Source organism: Goodfellowiella coeruleoviolacea, from assembly GCF_024171785.1.
Lineage (GTDB): Bacteria > Actinomycetota > Actinomycetes > Mycobacteriales > Pseudonocardiaceae > Goodfellowiella > Goodfellowiella coeruleoviolacea.
Genome location: NZ_JAMTCK010000016.1, coordinates 207,196 through 226,149 on the forward strand (window position 1 = coordinate 207,196; position 18,954 = coordinate 226,149).

Here is an 18,954-nt window from a genome sequence, read left to right on the forward strand (position 1 = left end):
CCACCCGGCCTGCGCCCGCTGACGTAGTCGCGGAACGCGCCCGGCAACGGATGTGGCGCACCCGCCGGCTCCCGTAGCGTTGCCCGCATGCCACCCCGTGCCCCGCTGCCCCGGCGCGGTGACGCGCTGCTGGCCGCCGCGGCGGGCGCGCTGGTCGCGGGCATCACCACGGCGGCGGCGCGCTGGCAGCCGGACGCCCGCCCACTCGACCTGCTCGGCTACGGCCTGCTGCTGGCCACCGCCCTGCCACTGGCGTGGCGCCGGCGCTTCCCCCGGTCCGTGCTGCTGCTCACCGCCGCGCTCACCGTGGCCTACTACCTCGGTCCCTACCCGGGCGGCCCGCTGCTGGTGGTGCCGACGATCGCCCTGTTCACCCTGGCCGTGCTCGCCGGGCCGGTGCGGGCCGGGCTGCTCGGCGGGGCGGCCATGGCCGCGGTGGTGCTCGCCCGACTGGTCAACAACGCCAGCTGGGCCGGGGGCGGCGGCCTGGTCGCGCTGCTCGCCTGGCTGCTCGCGGTGACCTCGGTCGGGGCCGCGGTGCGGGCCAGGCGGCTCTCCCAGGCGGCCCAGCGGGACCAGGCCCAGGAGCGGGCGCGCCGGCTCGCCGAGGAGGAGCGGCTGCGCATCGCCAGGGAGGTGCACGACGTGGTCGCGCACAGCCTGGCCGTGATCCACGTGCAGGCCGGGGTCGGCGCGCACGTCGCGGACCGCCGTCCCGAGCAGGCCAAGCAGGCGCTGCTGGCGATCAAGGAGGCGAGCCGGACCGCCCTGACCGACCTGCGGGCCACCCTGGAGGTGCTGCGCTCCGGCGGCGACCGCGCGCCCAGTCCGAGCCTGCGGCACGCCGACGAGCTGTTCGCCAGCGTGCGCGCCACCGGCATGCGGGTGGCCGTGCGCGGCGCGCCGGGCGAACTGCCCGCGCCGGTGGACGCCGCCGCCTACCGCGTTCTCCAGGAGGCGCTGACCAACGCGGTGCGGCACGCGGTCGGCGCGACCGAGGTGACCGTCACCTACGCCCGCGACCCGGCCGGCCTGGAGATCGTGGTCGGCGACAACGGCACCGGCAGCGCGCCGGGCAGCCCGGGCAGCGGACTGCGGGGCATGCGGGAACGGGTCGAGGCGCTGGGCGGTGAACTGACCACCGGACCGGGTGCCGGCGGGTTCACCGTGCGCGCGAGACTGCCGGTGCAGGGGGGAGCGTGATGGGCGAGCCGCTGGAACGGGCGCACGACCGGACAGCACCCGGGCTGGTCCGGGTGGTGCTGGCCGATGACCAGGCCCTGGTGCGGGCCGGGTTCCGGGTGCTGCTGGAGACCGAGGACGGCTTCGAGGTGTGCGGCGAGGCCGCGGACGGGGCACAGGCGGTGGCCCTGGCCCGCCAGCACCGGCCGGACGTGGTGGTGATGGACGTCCGCATGCCAGGCACGGACGGGCTGCGGGCCACCCGGATGATCACCGCGGATCCGGAGCTGGCCGGGGTGCGGGTGCTCGTGCTCACCACGTTCGACGTGGACGAGTACGTGTTCGAGGCGCTGCGCGGCGGCGCCAGCGGGTTCCTGCTCAAGGACGTGGAACCGGTCGAGCTGGTGGCGGCGCTGCGGGTGGTGGCGCGCGGGGACGCGCTGCTCGCGCCGAGCGTGACCCGGCGGCTGATCGCGGAGTTCGCGTCCCGGCCGGAGTACCGGCGGGTGCGGGTGCCGGCGCTGCGTGCTCTCACCGATCGGGAACGGGAGGTGCTGGGGCTGGTGGGCGGTGGACTGTCCAACGAGGAGATCGCCGCGCAGCTGGTGATCAGCCCGGCCACGGCGCGCACCCACGTGAGCCGGGTGATGACCAAGCTGGCCGCCAGGGATCGGGCCCAGCTCGTGGTGATCGCCTACGAGACCGGGTTGGTCCGGCCGGGCACGGCTGGACGCGACACAGCTGGGCGAGATGCGGCCGGCCGCGACCGGTGAGGCGGCGGTGCGCGCACGGGCGCGGCCGCTGGCGTCACCGGATGTCGACTCGGTCAGCGGCGGTGACCCCGGTGGGCGGGGTGCGCCGGGTCAGGCGATCGCGCCCGGTGGCAGCTTCAGCTTGAACGGCAGTGTGCTGATCACGGCCAGGTCGCTCGCGGTGCGCTTGAGCAGGTTGGGCGCGAACCGGGAGCCGGGCTCCGGTAGGTCGAGCAACCGGTCCACCGCCTCGACCAGGGGGCCCTCGTAGATCCACACCGCCTGCACCGGCCGGGACGTGTCCCGCATGGCGGGCAGCCGCCCGGCGCGCGCCTGTGTCTCCGACCAGAACAGGATCGAGTCCACGAACCCCCTGCGCTGGCGGAAGCCCATGATCCGGTCGAGCTGTCCGTCCTCGTCGCGCAAGTGCAGGAACTTGAACCCGCTCTCACGCAGTTCGATGACCTTGCTCAGTGCGAGATCCACGGCGCACCTACCTCTGTGAGGCACCCAGTTGGTCTAAACAATACTCTGAGTGCGCAAGCCCCGACTATTACTAGGCCATCCGGGTGACCTTGATCCCCTGGAAGTATGGCGTTGCCCCTCAGTGTCGCCCAAATCGGCGTGGAATTGGGAGTCCCGGGCGAGATCTTTACCAAAAGTTCGACAAACCCTGCCTGGTTGCCCCGGTGGTTTGTGCAGGCCAGCCCTGCGGTTCAGGGCGATCTCCGGTGCGTCGTCGATCTCAGCATCCTGGCGAGACCGACGACGAACCCCACGCCAGCCACGGCGACGATGCTCAGCTGAAGCCACATGCTGTCCTCCGGCTCGTCCACAAGTCGCTGAGCCACTTGGGTGTACCTGAGTAACAGACGCCGGGAGATGCCGCCAGGTTGCCGCCCTGCCCGATATCTCACCGCGGTTAGCCCGGAAGGGAAAGGCCACCGCCGAGGGGCACCCTCCGCATCCGCCCGTTCCGGGGTGGGGCGCCTAGCGCCGGCCCGGCTCACCACCGGACGAGGACGACCGGCTGCCCCGGCCGTGCTCACCGTCCGGCCGGGACCGGTTGGCCAGCAGCGCGGCCACGGTCACCGTCTGGTCGCCGTCCCGGCGGTGCCGGCTGCGCCGCCCGGTCGGCTGCTCGTCCTCGTCCTGGTCGGCACTGCGCTGGTCGGCACCGCGCTGGTCGATACCGCGCTGGTCAGCACCGCGCTCGGTGTCACCGGTCTCGGCGAAACCGGTCTCGGCGTCACCGCGCTCCGGTTCCCGGTACCTGGCCGGTCCCGACTCGGCCGACACGAACCGCGTGTCCTCGTCGGCGTCCGACGGCAGGTACCGGCGGCGGCGCGGGGGCCGCCCGGGCTCGTCGGCGTCAACCGCACCCCCGGCCGGCGGCTGTGGCCCGGGCTGTGCCGGGTCCGGCCAGGCGATCGGTCGGACCCGGGTGGACGCGGGCGGCTCGGTGTCCGGGTCGGATAACGGCGGCTCCGACCGGTTCGGCCCGGACGGGTTCGGCCCGAGCGGGTTCTGCCCAGCGGGGTTCGGCCCGGTCGGGTTCGGCCGGAGCGGGTTCGGCGCGGTCGGGTTGGGCCGGCGCACCACCGGCGGCACCCGCCGGGAACCCGGTGACTCGGCCAGCCACGGCGACTCACCGGGGGGCGGTTCGGGTGCGGTGTCCGGCCGGTCAGCGGGCACGGGCCGCGGGCGTGGGCCGACCCGGGACGACGGGTCGCGTTCGACGGGCGCACCGGTTCGGGGCGGCGGGCCGGGGCGAACCCCCTGCCCGGGCTGGCCGTGCTGCGCAGGCTGGCCGGGTTGGCCGAGCGGCGGCTGACTGCGCTGCACCGGCTGACTCGGCCGGGACGGCTGACTGGGGCGGGACGGCTGGCTGGGGCGGGACGGTTCGTCAGCCACCTCGACCTGGTCGATCAGCGCGGTCTGCTCGGCCGGATCGGCCGGATCGGCGTGGCCGGCCAGCCGGTTGATCAGCGCGGTCTGCTCCGCCTGACCGGACGGACCGGACTGACCTGGTCGAGCCGGCCGGGCCACCCGGTTGGACCGATCGCTGGTGTCGGCGGGGTGCGCGGGGCCGTCGGGGCCCTGGTCAGCCGGCCCCGTACGGCGCGGCAGCGGCCGGCCGAGCTGGGCGGCGGGCCGGGCGGGCCGGGCCACCACCGGTCTGGCCGGTCGGGGAGCCACCCGCACCAGGGGCAGCTGGTCGGTCATCTCCGCGGCGAGGAACGCGGCCGAGTCCAACTCGTCGTCCGCACCGGCCCGCCGGCGCTGGCCGGTGGCCGGTGGCCGCCGCCGCTGCTCGTCGCCCGCGTCACCGGGGTGGTCGCGCTCGCTGTCGAGCCGCCCGGCGAGCCGGTCACCGGTGGTCGCCACGTCGTCCCGGTCCCGGTCACCGCCCCCGGCGCCCTGGTGTTCGGTCCGGGCACCGCCGTCCTCGGCGCCCTCGTGGTCGACGGCGTCGTCGTGTCCCGCGGGGTCGTCGCCCAGCACGGTCGGCGCCTGGTCCAGCGACTCCGGGGTGCTCCGCCGCCGGGACAGCTTCCTGGCCAGCCGGTGACTCGGCTTCTCCACCCACCGGTAGCTCAGCTCGACCACGCCGAAGGTGACCGCCACCGCGATCGGGATCGCGAACAGCAGCGGCACGGCCGGGCGCAGCAGGTCCAGCACGATGAACGCGATCAGCCCGTGCAGCAGGTACAGCGAGTAGCTGCGTTCGGACAGCCACGTCCAGACCTTGCGCTCGCGCAGCAGCGGCTCGGCGAACAGCCCGGTGAGGAAGCACAGCACGGCGAACGCCATCGCCAGGTTGTAGGAGTCGTCCACCCGGCCCACGTCGACGATGTCCGCCAGCACGTACAGCGCCCAGGACAGCGCCAGGTAGACCCCGCCCAGCCAGTTGGGGATCTTCTTGGCGCAGCACGCCCAGATGATCTGCCCGATGATCGGGATCGGCAGGTAGCTGACGTTCACCCCGAACAGCGAGTACGAGTTGCCGAACTGGCTGCGGGTCATCAGCACCGCGAACACGAAGACCAGCTCGATGGCCAGCGCCAGCCACACCGCGCGCCGGAACACCGGCAGCAGCAGGGTGAGCAGGATGTAGAAGATGACCTCGATGACCAGCGTCCAGGCCACGCCGACCAGCACCACCTGCGGGAAGATCAGGTAGTTGACCAGCAGCGAGTTGGTCAGCAGGGTCAGCGGGTTGATGGTCTGCAACTGGCCGGTGGACAGCGGGTCGATGCCCAGCGACAGCACCAGCGCGGTCAGCAGCACGGTGAAGACCATCGGCGGGTACACCCGCAGCACCCGGTTCAGCGCGAACTTGGCCTGGCCCTGGCGAATCGCGATCGGGGTCACCACAAAGCCGCTGACCAGGAAGAACAACGGCACCGCGATCTGGCCGATGCCCTGCAGCCCCATGTGCATGGGGTCGCTGGTCAACGCGTCGATGACCTCGACGTAGGGCGCGTAGTCGTGCCGCTTCGCCACCCACTGCTCGGCGATGTGGCTGTAGAACACCAGGATGGCGCCGACGGCCCTGGAGATGTCGATGAAGGCGATCCGCTGCTTGACCGGGATCGACGGGCCGTCCGCCTCGGCAGTGCGACCGTCCAGCGGAACCAACCCCCTTCACACCGCCGCCGCACGGCTCCTGCGCAACTGCCCGCGTGAGCCGGTTGTCGTAGCCTGACGTTGCTCAGCAGGGTAACGGACCGATGAGACGCCGTTGGCCGCTTCTGGGTTCCACCGGATCCAGCCGATCACCGACCTGCCACCGGCCGGCACGCGGGGTCGCGCACCGGCCGGTGGCCACGGCTCAGCCGGTCGGCTTCAGCCACAGGGTGACAAAGCCCGTCTCGGCCTTCCTGGCCAGCTGGATCAGCTTGTTGTCGGTGTACCGGCCACGGGCCGGGCCGTCCTCGGTCAACAGCATCGGCACGTAGCCGAACTCGCGGTAGCGGGCCAGCACCTGCGCGGGGTCGTCGCCGAGTTCCTCGATGGCCTCCGGGCAGAACTCGCACACCACGTCCGGGTGGTCGCGGTCCAGCACGCCGGCCAGCCCGGCCAGCGCCCGGTGGTCCCGGCCCTGCAGGTCGATCTTGACCAGGCCGACCGGCTGCGCGGTCACCTCGGCCAGGCCGTCCAGCCGCACCGCGGGCACCGCCACACCGGCCGCCGCCGCGGTGTCGCCGACCTGCGCGTGCACCCGGTGGTCGCCGCTGTTGTCGGCCTCCTCCTGCACCAGCCGGACCTCGCCGTCGCTGTCCCACGCGGCCAGGGCCAGCACGGTCACCCGCCCGGCCGAGGCCGCGTCCAGGTTCACCGCCAGGTTGCGGCGCAGGAAGCCGGCGTTGACCGGGTTGGCCTCCACCGCCACCACCCGGTCCACCCGGGGGCACGCCTGGAACAGCTTGAGCGTGTGGTAGCCGACGTGCGCGCCCACGTCCAGGAACGTGCCGGAGCGGCCGGCCATCAGCTCGGCCATCAGGTCGGCCTCGCTGGTCTCCCAGGACCGGTGGTAGGCCAGCCACGGCGCCACCACGTTGTCCCTGGGCAGCAGCAGCGTGCCCGCGTCGCACACCACCACCTCGGCGTCGGCCGGCACCGGCGCGTGCCGCAGCCGCGCCGCCTCGTGCACCGCGATCACGTCCCGCTTGACCTGCTGGAGCGTGTGCTCGTCCGCGTCGGACCTGCGGTCGCGCTCCACGAACATCTCGAAGGTCTTCTTCTCGCCGCTCTCCAGCCTGGCCAGCAGCGAGTCCAGCTTGCCGTCCAGCCGGGCGGCCAGCGCGGCCTGCTCGCCGTGCACGTCGTGCACGCTGACCCGCAGGTCGGCCACGTCCCGCTCCAGGTTGCGCAGGGCCAGCTCGGTGCCGGGCGCCTGGTGGCACAGCTCGTCCACGGTCTCCCGCAGCGCCGCCAGGTCGGTGGCGAAGCGCCGGCTGCGGGTGGCCGCCGACTGGGCCTCGCCCAGCGCGGCCTCCACCGACTCCAGCCGGGCCACCAGCTGACCCAGGGTGCCTTCCACGCCGTCGACCAGCGTGCCCATCACCTTGCGCTGGTGCACGTCGTAGTGGTCGATCACGCGCAGCACCGCCCGGCGCAGCGCCGGCGCCAGCGGGGTGCGCGAGGACGCCTCCACCTCCGGCCGCCAGCGCAGGGCCTCCCGGCTGTGCCGCAACGGCCGCAGCGGATCGGTGTCCGCCGGGCTCGCCGCCGCGCCGGCCTGCCGCTGCCGCCACGTCTGGTAGGCCGCCTCCAGCTGCTCCCGCATCCACTCGGCCGCGATGGTCATCGGCCGGGTGCGCAGGATGTGCCGGCGGGCCGCGCGCCCGCGCCGGGCCGCCTCCACCGGGTTGTCCGCGACCTCGCGCATGGCCCGCGCAGCCGCGTCCAGGTCGGGATCGGCCCACACCGCGCCCTTGTGGTACGGGTCGTTGCCCTCACCGACCGGGGTCATCCGGTAGGGCACCGGCCAGCCCGTGGTGTGGTCGAGGAACTCGGTGGTGCTGGAGTAGTTCGTGGAGATCACCGGCATGGCCCTGGCCATGGCCTCGGCCACGGTCAGCCCGAACCCCTCGCTGCGGTGCAGCGACACGTAGCAGCTGCTGCGCGCGTACAGCTCGTGCAGCTCGGCCGCGCTCAGGTAGTGCTCAAGCAGCTCGATGCGGGGGTCGTCGGCGACCAGCACGCGCAGCCGCTCGGCCGCGTGCGGGTGCAGCCGGCCGTTGATCGCCTTGATCACCAGCCGGACGTCGTCCCGGTCGGGGAAGGCGCGCTGGAACGCGGTGACCGCGCCCCACGGGTTCTTGCGCTGGCCCACGCTGTTGAAGTCGAACGCGAACAGGAACTGCACGGGCTGGCCGGGCTCCCGGCTGGGCGGCTCGTGCTCGCCCGGGTCGCGCACCGGCACCGGGATGGTCTTCACCGGCACCGACGAGTGCCGCGCGATGGCCGTCCGGCAGAACTCGCTGACCGTCCACACCTCGTCGACCAGGCCGAACGCGTTGTGCAGCCACTCGGGGAAGTCCTCAAGCTCCCACGCCCACAGGCCGATCCGGTAGCGGTGGTGGCCGACCTCGGGGTGGTTGTCCAACACCACCTGGGTCTGGTCGGCGTTCACCGCCAGCAGGCTCACCGGGAAGCGGGGCCGGCCCACCGTGTCCGGCCGGTCCACGCCGGTGCGGTTGGACAGCGACTTCTCCTCGACCACCGACACCACCGGCACGCCCGCCTGCTGGATGGCGTCGTGCACGATCCGGCCCATCTCGCCGAGCCCCAGCTCGGCGGTCAGGTAGCCGAGGATGTTCACGCCGAAGGTGTCCTCGGGGTCGCGCAGGTCCGCCTCCGGCTCCACCGGCAGCGCCCACTCCGGCAGCATGCCCTCGGCCGGACCGGAGTTGCGGCACCAGTGGCGGAAGTTCTCCGCGTCCGCGCCACACGGCTGCGGGAAGGCCATCCGCAGGTCGACGCGGCTGTCCCAGACCGACATGACCAGCCGGTTCAGCCCGGCCGACGCCTGCGCCTGGGTGCTCGGCGAGGTGAGCCAGGCGCGGAACGCCGCACCCCGGTCCGGGCCGAACGCCGGCGGCGGGATCTGCTCGTCCTCACCCCGGCCGGGCCGCTCGCTGCCGGCCCGCTCGGCGATCGCCTTCTCCGCGCGCACCCACGCGTCCCGGTACAGCCGGCGCATCCTCGGCGTCAGCTTGGTGCCGTCGGCCAGCGCGTTGAACCCGTACGGGATGTCGTCCAGGCTCCTGCGGTAGCCGGCGTCCTGCAGCGCCCTGCCGTACTCGTCGCAGATCCGGCGCAGCTCGGGGTGCTCGGACAGCAGCACCCTCGGCTTGCGCGCGCAGTGGTAGCTGAGCAGCCACGGCTTCTCCGGCCGGTAGCCGCTGAAGTGGAAGAAGCGCAGCGGCACCCCGCCCGCGGTGACCGTGCCGTCCTCGGCGCGGTCGATCGGCCGCTCGTGCACGTTCCAGTAGGCCACGTCGTAGCCGGGGTCGCGCAGCACGGTGTGCGGGAACAGCGCGGGCACCTGGTCCACCCAGCGCTGGTCGGTGAACAGCTGCTGCTCGGGCGCGACGATCGCGTCCTGGCGCAGCCGGTCGGCCCAGAAGTCCAGGAAGTCCTCGGCGCCCGGGCCCACCGCGATGAACCCGAGGTTGAAGATGCCGGTGCCCATGATCACGGCCTCGTCCGGCTCCCGGCCGTCCCGGGGCAGCGGGTTGAGGAAGTGCGGCACCAGCACGATCTGGTGCTCGACGGCCAGGTCCACCAGTTCGGCCATGGGCGCGAACACCCGCATGTCCGGGTCCAGGTAGATGACCACGTCGGCCTGCGCGCGCAACCGGCGCAGCAGGTAGGGCTTGACCGCGGTGGCCAGCTCGGTCACCGAGTAGGCGGTGGCCATCCGCAGGTAGTCGGTCTCGTCGATGCCGAACGCCTCCGGACCGACGATCCGGTAGCCCTCCTCGTCGCGCGGGGCGTCGCGGGGCGCGTCGATCACGGCGATGACGAACTCGTGGTCCGGGTGGTGCTCCAGGTAGGAGCGGGCCAGCACCCGGGCCGCCGGCAGGTAGTTGCCGGCGACCACGGTGCAGGCCAGCGCACTCGCCCCGGCCGCGACTCTGCTCGGGTCCGCCTCGTCGGGCCAGGCGACCGCGTCCGTTGGCTCACTCATTGACGGGCAGCACCTCTAGCTGGGCCTGGAGCATCTCGGTGAACTTCTGCTGGGTGGCGGCCAGGTCGGGGCCGGTCACGTCGACCCGGACCACGGCCTTGCCGCTGGCGTAGTGGCCGCGGATGCGGGCCGGGTTGCCGTCCTTGGCGTCGACCTGGGTGACGTTCACGCCCTGCACGCTGGACACCAGCTGCATGCCGTTGGTCACCTGGATCTGGGCGAGCTGCTCGGCCGCGGTCTTGGCCGCGGCGTTGTCGGTGACCTGCACCAGCAGCAGCGCGCCGTCGAAGCCCTCGCCCATGCTGGTGGACGCCAGCTTGGTCTTGCCGGCACCGCAGTCGGTGTAGGCGGTGATCTCGTCCTGGGTCAGGTAGTTCAGCCCGGGCACCGAGTCGAACGCGGTGATGTCCTTGCGCTCGTTGACGGTGCCGGGCAGCTTGCCGACGGCCAGCGGGTCGGCCGGCTTGGTCGAGGACATGGTGTGCGGCGCCGAGCTGGTGGTGGGGCTGGTGTCACCGCCGGCCGAGGGCTCGCCGTCGCCTCGGCCCCACAGCATGTAGGCGCCGAACGCGATGCCGGCGAGCAGCACCACGGCCACCACCACACCGATGATCTTGCCGGCCTTGCCGCCGCCACCGGTGTCGTCGAAGACCTCGGGGCCCTGCTTGACGCCCCAGGCGTTGCCCAGGTCCAGCGAGGGCAGGTCGGTCGAGCCCCACGGCGGCGCGTCCTGCTGCGGCTGCTGCTGCCAGTTCGGGCCGGTGGGCGGCTGCGCCGGGAACATCTGCACCGGGAACTGGCCGGGGTACTGGCCGCCCTGACCCGGCACCACCTGGGTGCGGTCGGCGTCCTGACCGGGCGCGCCGGGGAACTGTCCGGGGGGCATGCCACCGGGCACCACCTGGGTGCGGTCGGCGTCGGCCGGGCCGACCTGGCCGGGCCGCACCACCTGGGTGGCCTCACCCGGCGCCGGCCCCACCTGCGGGCCGACCTGACCGGGCCGGACCACCTGGGTCGCCTCGGGCGAGGGGCCCTGCTGGGGCTGGCCGGCGGCGGGCTGTCCCACCTGACCGGGCTGTCCCACCTGGCCCGGCTGGACGACCTGGGTCGCCTCGGGCGGGCCGGACTCCCACCGGAACGGTGGCGGGAACGGCCCCGCGGCCGGCTGGCCCTGCTGCGCGGGCTGGGCCTGCGGCCCGGGCTGACCAGGTGCCGGTGCCCCGGATGCCTGGGCGAGGACCTCATCCCGCCGCCTGCGGTAGTCGTCGGCGGAAATCCGTCCTGAGGCGAGCTCCTCGTCCAACTTCTGCAGCTCGTCTTGCCAGGTCACCCTGGCACCCCCTTCCCAAAGGGTCTCCGCGGTGGCGTGGAGACCCGCACATTGTGCCGAAGGTGTAAGAGCTGAGTGCTAACACCTGTCAACTCGTGACCTCTTGCGATCTCGATGGCGGAACCGGCTCGCACGCCACACGTACATTGGCCTCATGGCCTTGTTCGGGCGAGACAAGACGCTGATGGTAGATGCCGCCGACGCACTGCCCGGCCGCACGCGTCCCATCGTGGTACCAGAGTGGCACGCCGTGCACCCAGATCGACGAATCGTTCCGCCGTTCCCCGAGGGGATGCGCACCGCCGTGGTCGGTATGGGGTGTTTCTGGGGTGCGGAACGCCGCTTCTGGCAGACCGGGGGCGTGTGGTCGACCGCGGTGGGCTATGCCGGAGGTCACACCCCGAACCCCACCTATGAAGAGGTGTGCACCGGGCTGACCGGGCACGCCGAGGTGGTGCTGGTGGTGTTCGACCCGACCGCGCTGTCCTACGCCGACCTGCTGGCCGTGTTCTGGGAGGGCCACGACCCGACCCAGGGCATGCGCCAGGGCGCGGACGTGGGCACCCAGTACCGGTCGGCCATCTACTACGACTCGGCCGAGCAGCAGCGCGTGGCCGAGGCCAGCCGCGACGCCTACCAGCGCGCCCTGACCGCCGCCGGCCACGGCCGCATCACCACCGAACTGGCCCCGCTGCGCGAGTTCTTCTACGCCGAGGACTACCACCAGCAGTACCTCTCCGACGCCAAGAACCCCAACGGCTACTGCGGCCTGGGCGGCACCGGCGTGAGCTGCCCGGTCGGCCTCGGCGCGACCGTGCCACCATCGAGCAGCGGCTGATCATTATGGTCTGTCCGTGGTTGATCACCGCGATGCCCGCCCACTCGGCGGCACCGACGCCAACCCGCTGACCGAGATCAAGGAGGTCATCGCTGACCTGCGCGATCCCGTGCTCGTGCACTCGCGCATGGTCAGCGACAGCGGACGCCGATCGTCGTTCGACGATGTCCTGGCTGCCTTCGGACACACGCGAGAACCGCTTGCCGAGACAGCGGATGACGAGTAGAACCTGCGAGGATCGGGCTATCTGCCGTAGTGGTAGCGGCAGGCAGCGATACGGATCTCGTCACCAGAGATCCGATAAACGAGCCTGTGTTCGTCGGTTATGCGGGGCAGGGGTCCGGTCGTGGCCCGAACCAACTGGGCTTTCCGGTCGGTAACGGTGTTGGCGGATGGGCCGGAACTGTCAGGGGTGCCGGCTACGATCAGAAGCGTCCCAGGACCCGGTTGACCTGGGGTTTTGTCCAGGTCGAGAGCATGTCCGGGGTGGGCGTGGCACCTCACCCTAACCGGTGGCGCAAGAGTGGATCACGCGGGCCGCCGGGGGCGTGGTCTCGGCGCTCGACTGTGCGCGCCCAGGCGCGGACGCGGTTGCATCAGTTACAACGAGACACGCATGGAGGCCACCGGTGCCCGCTATCTCGTTACCCACCTTCGTCTACTTCAGCGCCGGCAGCGGGTCCACCCGCATGAACACCGTGCAGCAGCAGCGGCGGCTGTACGACAACCCCGAACCCCACGCCTACAGCTTCTACCGGCGGCCGGCCAACGCCATCCGGGTCGGCCGCTCCACCGACCAGGACGAACGGGCCCTGGCCGCCCTGGTCGACCAGGCCCGGCCGGTGCAGCAGCCGCACTACCAGGCGATCGCCGACGGCTGGCTGCGCCTGGTCGAACGCTGGCGGCCGCACGTGGTCGACGTCGGGCAGGCGCGGTGGGCCTGCGGCGACCTGGAGGTCCGGATCAACCCGCACCTGGGGCTGCGGGAGGCCGACGGCACCCTGCTGGCGACCTTCCTCTACTTCAAGGAGCAGCCGCTGACCCCGGACGGCGCGCTGGTGGCGCTGCGGCTGCTGGAGCAGGCCATGCCGCTGCTGCTGCCCGGGGGGATTCCGCTGGTCATCGACGTGCGGCGGGCCCAGCCGTTCCGGGTGATCCGCAACCGCAAACGGGCCCGGCTGGACGCGTGGCTGGCCGGCGAGGCCGCGGCGTTCACCGCGCACTGGAACGCCGCCGCACTGCCTGGTCCGGCCGCCTAACCCGACCGCCCTCGGCCGCTGACCCGGCCGAGGGCACGGCTGCCCCGCACCCGACCCGGTCCGGGGCAGCCCATGTCCGGCAGCGCGGTCCGGGGCAAGCAGGGGTGGGGCATCGCGTCAGGACACGAAGGTGACGTCCGGGTGTGCCGGCGACGGGCCGGTGAGCAGCCGCTGCGGCAGGCCGCGCAGGTGCTGGTCGAAGAACGCGGTCAGGTAGGCGCGTTGACTGGCCACGATCCGGTCGCGGTTGACCGTGCCGATCACCGGCGTGATCCGCTCCTCGGGGATGTCCAGCCGCTCGGCCAGCCTCGGCAGGATCGCCTGGTAGTCGGTGTAGCTGAAGTGCTCGCCCTCGGCGATGTTCAGGTCCAGCTTCCAGCCGCGCTGGTTGCGCCAGAACTCCGGCCACGACGGGTCGGCCTGGTCGGGGTTGAGGTGGCTGTGGCTGCCCGCGCCCATCAGCAGGAACGGCCGGTCCAGCCCCCGGGTGGCCACCTCGCCGTACAGCCCGGCCGACCGGCTGTACATCATGCTGCCGTCCAGGTCCACGCCGGCGTCGATCCGGTCGTCGACCAGCATGGTCTCGGCCGCGGTGAAGCCGCCAGCGGAGTGGCCGAACATGCCCACCGAGGACAGGTTCAGCGCCCGGCCCAGTCCGGCGGGCAGGGCGCGCCGCTGGGCGTCGGGGTTGCCGCCGCCGGCCAGCACGGTCAGCTGGTCCAGCACGAACCGGGTGTCGGCGACCCGGGTGGCGATCATGGTGCGCAGCACGTCCGGGCTGCTCGGCGGCAGCGCGCCCAGCTCGACCCGGCCGCCGGGGAACTCGACCGCCCTGGCCTCGTGCGGGTGGTCCACAGTGACCACCACGTAGCCGCGGCTGACCAGCTCCTCGACCATGCTGGTGCCGTCGGCCCGGGTCTGCTCGGCACCGGGGGAGTAGAGCACCACGGGCCACCCGCCGGCCCGCGTCTCGGCCGGGACACCGACCAGGCCGTGCGTGGCCGAGCCGTAGTCGATCCGTCCGGGGGACAGGCCGAGCTGCCCGGCGTTGGCCTGGTCGACGACGGCGGCGGCACCCGGTGGCAGCCAGGGCGCGCGTGGGCCGGTGCGCGCCCTGGTCGGGTACCAGACGCTGACCACCAGCTCCCTGACCCGGTCGGCCACCCACGGGTCCTGGCGGTCGTGGTCGACCAGGTGCAGTTCGGTGGTGCCGACGCCGTGCCAGCCGGTGGGCTCCGGCAGGGCGAAGCCGACCGGCCCGGTGCCCCCGGTGTTGGCGGCGCGTCCCGACCCGGCCGGGGTGGCGGCCGCGGTGGGGGTGGCGGCCAGGGGCAGGACCAGGCCGGCGGCGACCAGGCCGGCGAGCAGGCTGCGGCGGGTGGGGCGGGAAGGGGAGATGTCCATGCCACCGACGCTAGGGACGGCGGCGGCCGGCGTGATCGGGAAGAAACCCGCCCCCGTCCCTGGTTCGACCGGGCCGGCCCCTAGGTGCGCGGGTCCGGGACCACGTCCGTTGTGCGGGCCGGCGGGGCGTCGTTAGCCTGGCCGACTGCCCCGAGGAAGGAACCCCATGCCGGAGACCACCCCACCCGACACCCCTCGGTCGGGGATGCGTGCCGAGCGGGGGATCAGTCGCACCCCCGCTAACCGGTCGACCTGGTGAGTCGCGGCCGTGTCACAGCTGCGCGGCCAGCGCCGGGAACCACCGGTTGGCCATCTTCTGGTCGCCGGAGCTGTTCGGGTGCACGCCGTCGTAGGTGTCCGAGGCGGTGTTGAACCCGGTCCACTGGTCCACCACGGTGATCGGCGACCGCGCCGTGGACTTGGCACTGGCCCAGCCCGGAATCGCCCGGTTGAGGTCCACCACCCGCTGCGCGCACGCCGAGCAGCTGCTGGGCGTCATCGGCAGGATCTGGGCCACCAGGATCCGCATGGTCGGGTCACTGGCCCGCATCTGGTCGACCAGCGTGCCGTAGGCGGCGAGGATCGTGCTGGTGGCGATGTTGCTCCACACGTCGTTGGTGCCGAAGTGCATGAGCACCACGTGCGGGCGGGTCGCGGCCAGCCAGCCGGGCAGCTGGTTCTGGTTGGCGACCTGGGTGACCAGGTAACCGCCGTGGCCCTCGTTGTCGCCGTCGTGGGCCACGCCGCAGCCCTGCGGCCCCAGCGTGCCGACGAAGTCGATGTTGGTGTGCCCGCTGGCCTGCAACTGGTTCCACAGCAGCGCCCGCCAGCACCCCGGCGACCCGGTGATCGAGTCGCCCAGCGGCATGATCCTGGTGGGTGCGGCCTGCGGGGACACCGGCTGGCCGGACGCCGGTGCCGGCGCCGCCGCAACGGTGAACATCATGGTCAGGAGTGCGAGAAAGCCGGAGATGACAGCCTGTTTCGCCACGGTTGGTCCGCTCTCAGGTCGGGGTCCGGACAGCGGTGGCCGGACCTACCAGCGCGCCCACCACGATTGAAACAGGTGGATCTTGGTCGCTCAACCGGTTCAGTCGGGCCGTTCGGGGCATTCTCCGGTGCCGGTCGACCCCGCGCCCACGGGGAAGCGCGAGCCCGGCGCCGCGTGGTGGATCGGGCCGGCGTAGTGGGCACCGGCGCGCGCCACCGCCTGGGCCGGCGTCAGGAACGGGCCGACGTGGGTGAGCACCAGCCGGCCCGCCCCGGCGCGGGTGGCGAGCTGGCCGGCCTGCTCCGGGGTGAGGTGCACGGCCGGCTCCCCGGCCGCGGCGTCCGCGCTGTCCGCGCTGTCCGCCTCGCACAGCAGCAGGTCGACGCCGCTGGCCAGCCGGTCAAGGCCAGGGCAGGGGCCGCTGTCACCGGAGAACGCCATGCTGTGCCGGCCGTCGTCGACCCGCACGCCGAACGCGGGCATGCCGTGCGCCACCGCGTGCGTGACCAGGCGCAGGCCGCCGATCTTCGCGACGTGGCCGTCGCGCAGCTCGTGGACCTCGAACGCCTCCTCGATCGGGCTGCGCCCGCTGTTGGACAGGAAGTGCGCCAGCCGGTCGGCCAGCCCGGCCGGCCCGTACAGCGGGATGGGCGCGGCCGGGGCCAGGTCGGCGTAGCGCAGCGCGTAGAACGCGGTGAGCAGGTCGGCGCAGTGGTCGGCGTGCAGGTGGGAGATCCAGATCGCGGCCAGCCGGTCAACCGCGGTGTGCGCCTGCAGCGCGGCCAGCGTGCCGGTGCCCGCGTCCAGCCACACCCGGGTGTCCTGGTGCGCCAGCAGGTAGCCCGAGCAGGGCCGGCCAGGCCGAGGGTAGGGGGTGGCACTGCCCAGGGTGATCAGGTCCACGGCACTGCCCACCCCACCGGCACCGCGCCACAGTTCCTCTGCATAAGTATGCAGATTACCGCATTTTGATCCACCGTTGAGGAGTTCGGAGGGGAAGCGCAGATGAGTGAGGACACGCCGCTCGCCGTGGGAGCGGACTGGGAGGAACAGGCGCGCAACTGGATCGCCTGGGCGCGCAAGCCGGACCTCGACTCCTACTGGCGCTACCGCGCCGAGTTCCTGGAGTTCCTGCCCGCGCCCGGCCGCGCCACCCTGGACCTGGGCTGCGGCGAGGGCCGGGTCTCCCGCGACCTGGCCGAACTCGGCCACCACGTGGTCGGCGTGGACGCGGCGCGCACCCTGGTGGCCGCGGCCAGGCAGGCGCACCCGGCCGGTGACTACCGGCTGGCCGACGCGGCCGACCTGCCGTTCCCCGCCGAGCGGTTCGACCTGGTGGTGGCCTACAACAGCCTGATGGACGTGGCGGACATGCCCGGTGCGGTGCGGGAGAGCGCCCGGGTGCTCGTCCCGGGCGGCCGGCTGTGCCTTGCCGTCACCCACCCGATGACCGAGGCCGGCCGGTTCGACGGCACCGGCCCGAACGCGCGGCTGGTCATCGAGGGCACCTACTTCGACCGGCGGCGGTTCGAGGACGAGGCCGAACGGGACGGCATGCGCATGGTGTTCCGCGGCTGGGCCTACCCGCTCAGCGCCTACAGCCAGGCGCTGGAAGCCGCCGGCCTGCTCATCGAGTCACTGCGCGAGCCGGTGGCCGTCGCCGCCAGCGGAGTCCCCTACCGGCTGCCGTACCACCTGTGGATCAGGGCGATCCGGCCCGCCACCACCCCGGCCGCACCCACCACCCCGACCGCACCCACCGCGCCCTGACCGAGGGCCACCCACGCCACCGGGCCCCGGCGCGTTCCCACGCCGGGGCCCGGGTCCACGGGCGACCGGAACCGGTCAGGCGGACCGGGTGTGATCAGAAGGTGACGTCAGCGCACTGGTAGAAGGCGTTGCCGGTGTCGGCGATGTCCCAGACGCTGAAGATCAGGTGCCGGCCGCTCTTGCCCGCCGGCAGCGTGCCGGGGTGCGAGACGGTGTAGCCCGGCCGCTGGCCGTTCATGTTGACCGTCAGGAACGGCGTGGTCTCCAACTGCGCGCGGGTCAGCGGTGCGCTCGGGTTCCAGCCGTTCTTGGTGATGTAGTAGCGGAACGACGAGGTGGCGTGCGGCGCGGTGAGCGTCCAGGTGAACGTGTAGCCAGCGCCGCTGGTCAGCTTCGTGGTCGGCCACGTGCCGTTGCGGGGGTCGTCGAGCGGCGCGAACGAGCCCACGCCGGCACTGCACAGCTTGCCGTCGGCCGGGCCCGAGTTGGGGAAGCCCTTGGGGCCCTCGACGCTCTGCGGCTCCCACTGGATGCTGCCGCAGTTGGTGGCCGTGCCGAGCTTGCAGAAGTAGGCACGGCTGGTCGGGTTCTGGGTGTAGCCGTGGGCCTGAGCCGTGCCAGCCGTCAGGACGGAGAGCGCCAGGGGGATCAGGCCCAGCACGAGAACTCCGAACGCCCGTTTGAACTGCTTCTTGAGCATCTTTGCTCCTTCCAGACAGGGCGGCTGGGATCGAAGCTACTGACTCGCCGGCCTGGTCGGACAGCACCGGCCGGCCGAACATCGCGCGGCGCGCTGCCGTCAATTTGGTCTAGACCTCCGAAGGTCCAACTGGCGGAGTCCCCAGGTTTTCGACGTGGTCAGCCCCGGCTCGACCGGCCCGGCCCGGCCAGCCCCGCCGACCCGGCGACCTCGAACAGGTTGAGCCGGACCGAGGTCGCGGCCTTGCGGGCGATGGAACCGGCCCAGCGCAGCGACCGGCGGAACCGGGGCAGCAGCGGCGGGTCCAGGTCGGCCGGCACCTCGGTGGCCGTGCGCGTCTCCACCAGCCGCAGCCCCAGCCCCCAGTCGGTCAGCTCGCGCGGGTCCGGGCAGGACCAGCCGGCCGGCGCCTCGCGCACCGTGTCGATGGCCAGCAGCGCGCCGGGAAAGGACGCGGCGAGCCGACCCAGCACGGTGCGGACGTCCACTTCGGACAGTGGCTGGAGCGCTTCCGCCACGACGAACAGGTGGGGCCCGGGATGCCGGGCGACGATCGGCAGCCAGTACTCGTCGCACAGCGCGCTGGCCACGGTGTGCCTGCGGTCCGACTCGGTGAAGAACACCTTGCGCAGCCCGATCGCGTCGAGCTGGTCCACGTTCACCCAGTGCGTGACCGGCTTGGCCACCCGCTCGAACCGGGTGCTCAGGCCGGCGCCGACCTCCACCACGGTGCCGTCCGGGTGGTCGCGGAGGAACGCCCGCACCCACCGGTCGTGCAGGGCGGCCCGCACCGCCGCCTCCATGATCCCGTGCGCGCTGTCGAGCTGGCCGAAGTCGTAGTCGATCGCCTGGACGATCTCCTCGGCCTTGGGGTCCACCACGCCCCCGAGCTGCTTGCGGGTGGCCAGCACGCGGGAGTACACCGGAACGAGCAGCGGCTCCTGCTCGGCTGACAGCTTCACCTTGTCGGTCATGGCCTTACCTGGGCTCGGCGTGCGCGACCACCGGCGTCACGAGGAGCGCGGG

General features: G+C 72.8%; 16 protein-coding genes. 6 read left to right on the forward strand and 10 right to left on the reverse strand.

What is annotated here, in order from left to right:
• Positions 1–87: 87 nt before the first annotated feature.
• Both LX83_RS30100 and LX83_RS30105 read left to right on the forward strand, forming a co-directional pair.
• The gene (locus LX83_RS30100; protein WP_253777438.1) at positions 88–1,203 is read left to right on the forward strand and encodes a sensor histidine kinase; all 1,116 of its coding nucleotides are present in this window, start codon (positions 88–90) and stop codon (positions 1,201–1,203) included.
• 44 nt (positions 1,204–1,247) lie between these two features.
• A complete protein-coding gene (locus LX83_RS30105; RefSeq protein ID WP_253777527.1) occupies positions 1,248–1,955 on the forward strand; it encodes a response regulator in 708 nt (235 codons plus the stop codon).
• Between the two features lie 90 nt (positions 1,956–2,045).
• On the opposite strand, the gene LX83_RS30110 is transcribed toward LX83_RS30105, so the two are convergent.
• The 4 genes from LX83_RS30110 to LX83_RS30125 form a co-directional block, all read right to left on the reverse strand.
• Positions 2,046–2,420 carry a hypothetical protein gene (locus LX83_RS30110; RefSeq protein ID WP_253777439.1) on the reverse strand — a complete coding sequence of 125 codons (375 nt, stop codon included), beginning with the start codon at positions 2,418–2,420 and terminating at the stop codon, positions 2,046–2,048.
• A 504-nt stretch (positions 2,421–2,924) separates the two neighbouring features.
• Positions 2,925–5,576, reverse strand: a complete 2,652-nt coding sequence (locus LX83_RS30115) for an acyltransferase family protein (RefSeq protein ID WP_253777441.1) — start codon at positions 5,574–5,576, stop codon at positions 2,925–2,927.
• A gap of 193 nt (positions 5,577–5,769) precedes the next feature.
• Positions 5,770–9,636, reverse strand: a complete 3,867-nt coding sequence (locus tag LX83_RS30120; RefSeq protein ID WP_253777443.1) for an FkbM family methyltransferase — start codon at positions 9,634–9,636, stop codon at positions 5,770–5,772.
• Positions 9,629–10,966 carry an SHOCT domain-containing protein gene (locus LX83_RS30125; RefSeq protein ID WP_253777445.1) on the reverse strand — a complete coding sequence of 446 codons (1,338 nt, stop codon included), beginning with the start codon at positions 10,964–10,966 and terminating at the stop codon, positions 9,629–9,631. The genes LX83_RS30120 and LX83_RS30125 overlap by 8 nt, the downstream gene beginning before the upstream one ends.
• Positions 10,967–11,120: 154 nt before the next feature.
• On the opposite strand from LX83_RS30125, the gene msrA reads away from it, so the two are divergent.
• Both msrA and LX83_RS30135 read left to right on the forward strand, forming a co-directional pair.
• Entirely contained in the window at positions 11,121–11,804 is a 684-nt protein-coding gene (gene msrA / locus LX83_RS30130; RefSeq protein ID WP_253777447.1) for a peptide-methionine (S)-S-oxide reductase MsrA, read from the forward strand.
• Between the two features lie 16 nt (positions 11,805–11,820).
• On the forward strand, positions 11,821–12,030 hold the full coding sequence (locus tag LX83_RS30135) for a hypothetical protein (protein WP_253777449.1): 210 nt from the start codon (positions 11,821–11,823) through the stop codon (positions 12,028–12,030).
• A 17-nt stretch (positions 12,031–12,047) separates the two neighbouring features.
• Here LX83_RS30135 and LX83_RS38540 read toward each other — a convergent pair whose 3' ends face one another.
• A complete protein-coding gene (locus tag LX83_RS38540; protein ID WP_253777451.1) occupies positions 12,048–12,308 on the reverse strand; it encodes a type II toxin-antitoxin system YoeB family toxin in 261 nt (86 codons plus the stop codon).
• 125 nt (positions 12,309–12,433) lie between these two features.
• Here LX83_RS38540 and LX83_RS30145 point away from each other — a divergent pair, with 125 nt between their 5' ends.
• Entirely contained in the window at positions 12,434–13,063 is a 630-nt protein-coding gene (locus LX83_RS30145; protein WP_253777453.1) for a hypothetical protein, read from the forward strand.
• Positions 13,064–13,180: 117 nt separating this feature from the next.
• Here the strand turns inward: LX83_RS30145 and LX83_RS30150 are convergent, their stop codons facing one another.
• The 3 genes from LX83_RS30150 to LX83_RS30160 all read right to left on the reverse strand — a co-directional run bounded on the left by LX83_RS30150 (position 13,181) and on the right by LX83_RS30160 (position 16,373).
• Positions 13,181–14,467, reverse strand: a complete 1,287-nt coding sequence (locus tag LX83_RS30150) for an alpha/beta hydrolase family protein (protein WP_253777455.1) — start codon at positions 14,465–14,467, stop codon at positions 13,181–13,183.
• Positions 14,468–14,738: 271 nt separating this feature from the next.
• Positions 14,739–15,458 (reverse strand): SGNH/GDSL hydrolase family protein, encoded by a 720-nt coding sequence (locus tag LX83_RS30155; protein ID WP_253777457.1) that lies wholly within the window; start codon positions 15,456–15,458, stop codon positions 14,739–14,741.
• Positions 15,459–15,557: 99 nt separating this feature from the next.
• Positions 15,558–16,373, reverse strand: coding sequence for an MBL fold metallo-hydrolase (locus LX83_RS30160; protein ID WP_253777459.1), 816 nt, complete (start codon positions 16,371–16,373; stop codon positions 15,558–15,560).
• Positions 16,374–16,463: 90 nt separating this feature from the next.
• Here LX83_RS30160 and LX83_RS30165 point away from each other — a divergent pair, with 90 nt between their 5' ends.
• Positions 16,464–17,228: a class I SAM-dependent methyltransferase gene (locus tag LX83_RS30165; RefSeq protein WP_253777461.1), complete on the forward strand. Its 765-nt coding sequence runs from the start codon at positions 16,464–16,466 to the stop codon at positions 17,226–17,228.
• A gap of 94 nt (positions 17,229–17,322) precedes the next feature.
• On the opposite strand, the gene LX83_RS30170 is transcribed toward LX83_RS30165, so the two are convergent.
• The gene (locus tag LX83_RS30170) at positions 17,323–17,928 is read right to left on the reverse strand and encodes a lytic polysaccharide monooxygenase auxiliary activity family 9 protein (RefSeq protein ID WP_253777463.1); all 606 of its coding nucleotides are present in this window, start codon (positions 17,926–17,928) and stop codon (positions 17,323–17,325) included.
• A 158-nt stretch (positions 17,929–18,086) separates the two neighbouring features.
• Entirely contained in the window at positions 18,087–18,902 is an 816-nt protein-coding gene (locus LX83_RS30175; RefSeq protein ID WP_253777465.1) for a class I SAM-dependent methyltransferase, read from the reverse strand.
• Positions 18,903–18,954: the final 52 nt, after the last annotated feature.

What these genes read in the sequence shown, in the direction of transcription:
- LX83_RS30175 (WP_253777465.1), bottom strand. Translation starts at nt 18,902, where the DNA reads ATGACCGACAAGGTGAAGCTGTCAGCCGAGCAGGAGCCGCTGCTCGTT.
- LX83_RS30150 (WP_253777455.1), bottom strand. Translation starts at nt 14,467, where the DNA reads ATGGACATCTCCCCTTCCCGCCCCACCCGCCGCAGCCTGCTCGCCGGC.
- LX83_RS30100 (WP_253777438.1), top strand. Translation starts at nt 88, where the DNA reads ATGCCACCCCGTGCCCCGCTGCCCCGGCGCGGTGACGCGCTGCTGGCC.
- LX83_RS30165 (WP_253777461.1), top strand. Translation starts at nt 16,464, where the DNA reads ATGAGTGAGGACACGCCGCTCGCCGTGGGAGCGGACTGGGAGGAACAG.
- LX83_RS30120 (WP_253777443.1), bottom strand. Translation starts at nt 9,636, where the DNA reads ATGAGTGAGCCAACGGACGCGGTCGCCTGGCCCGACGAGGCGGACCCG.
- LX83_RS30170 (WP_253777463.1), bottom strand. Translation starts at nt 17,928, where the DNA reads ATGCTCAAGAAGCAGTTCAAACGGGCGTTCGGAGTTCTCGTGCTGGGC.
- msrA (WP_253777447.1), top strand. Translation starts at nt 11,121, where the DNA reads ATGGCCTTGTTCGGGCGAGACAAGACGCTGATGGTAGATGCCGCCGAC.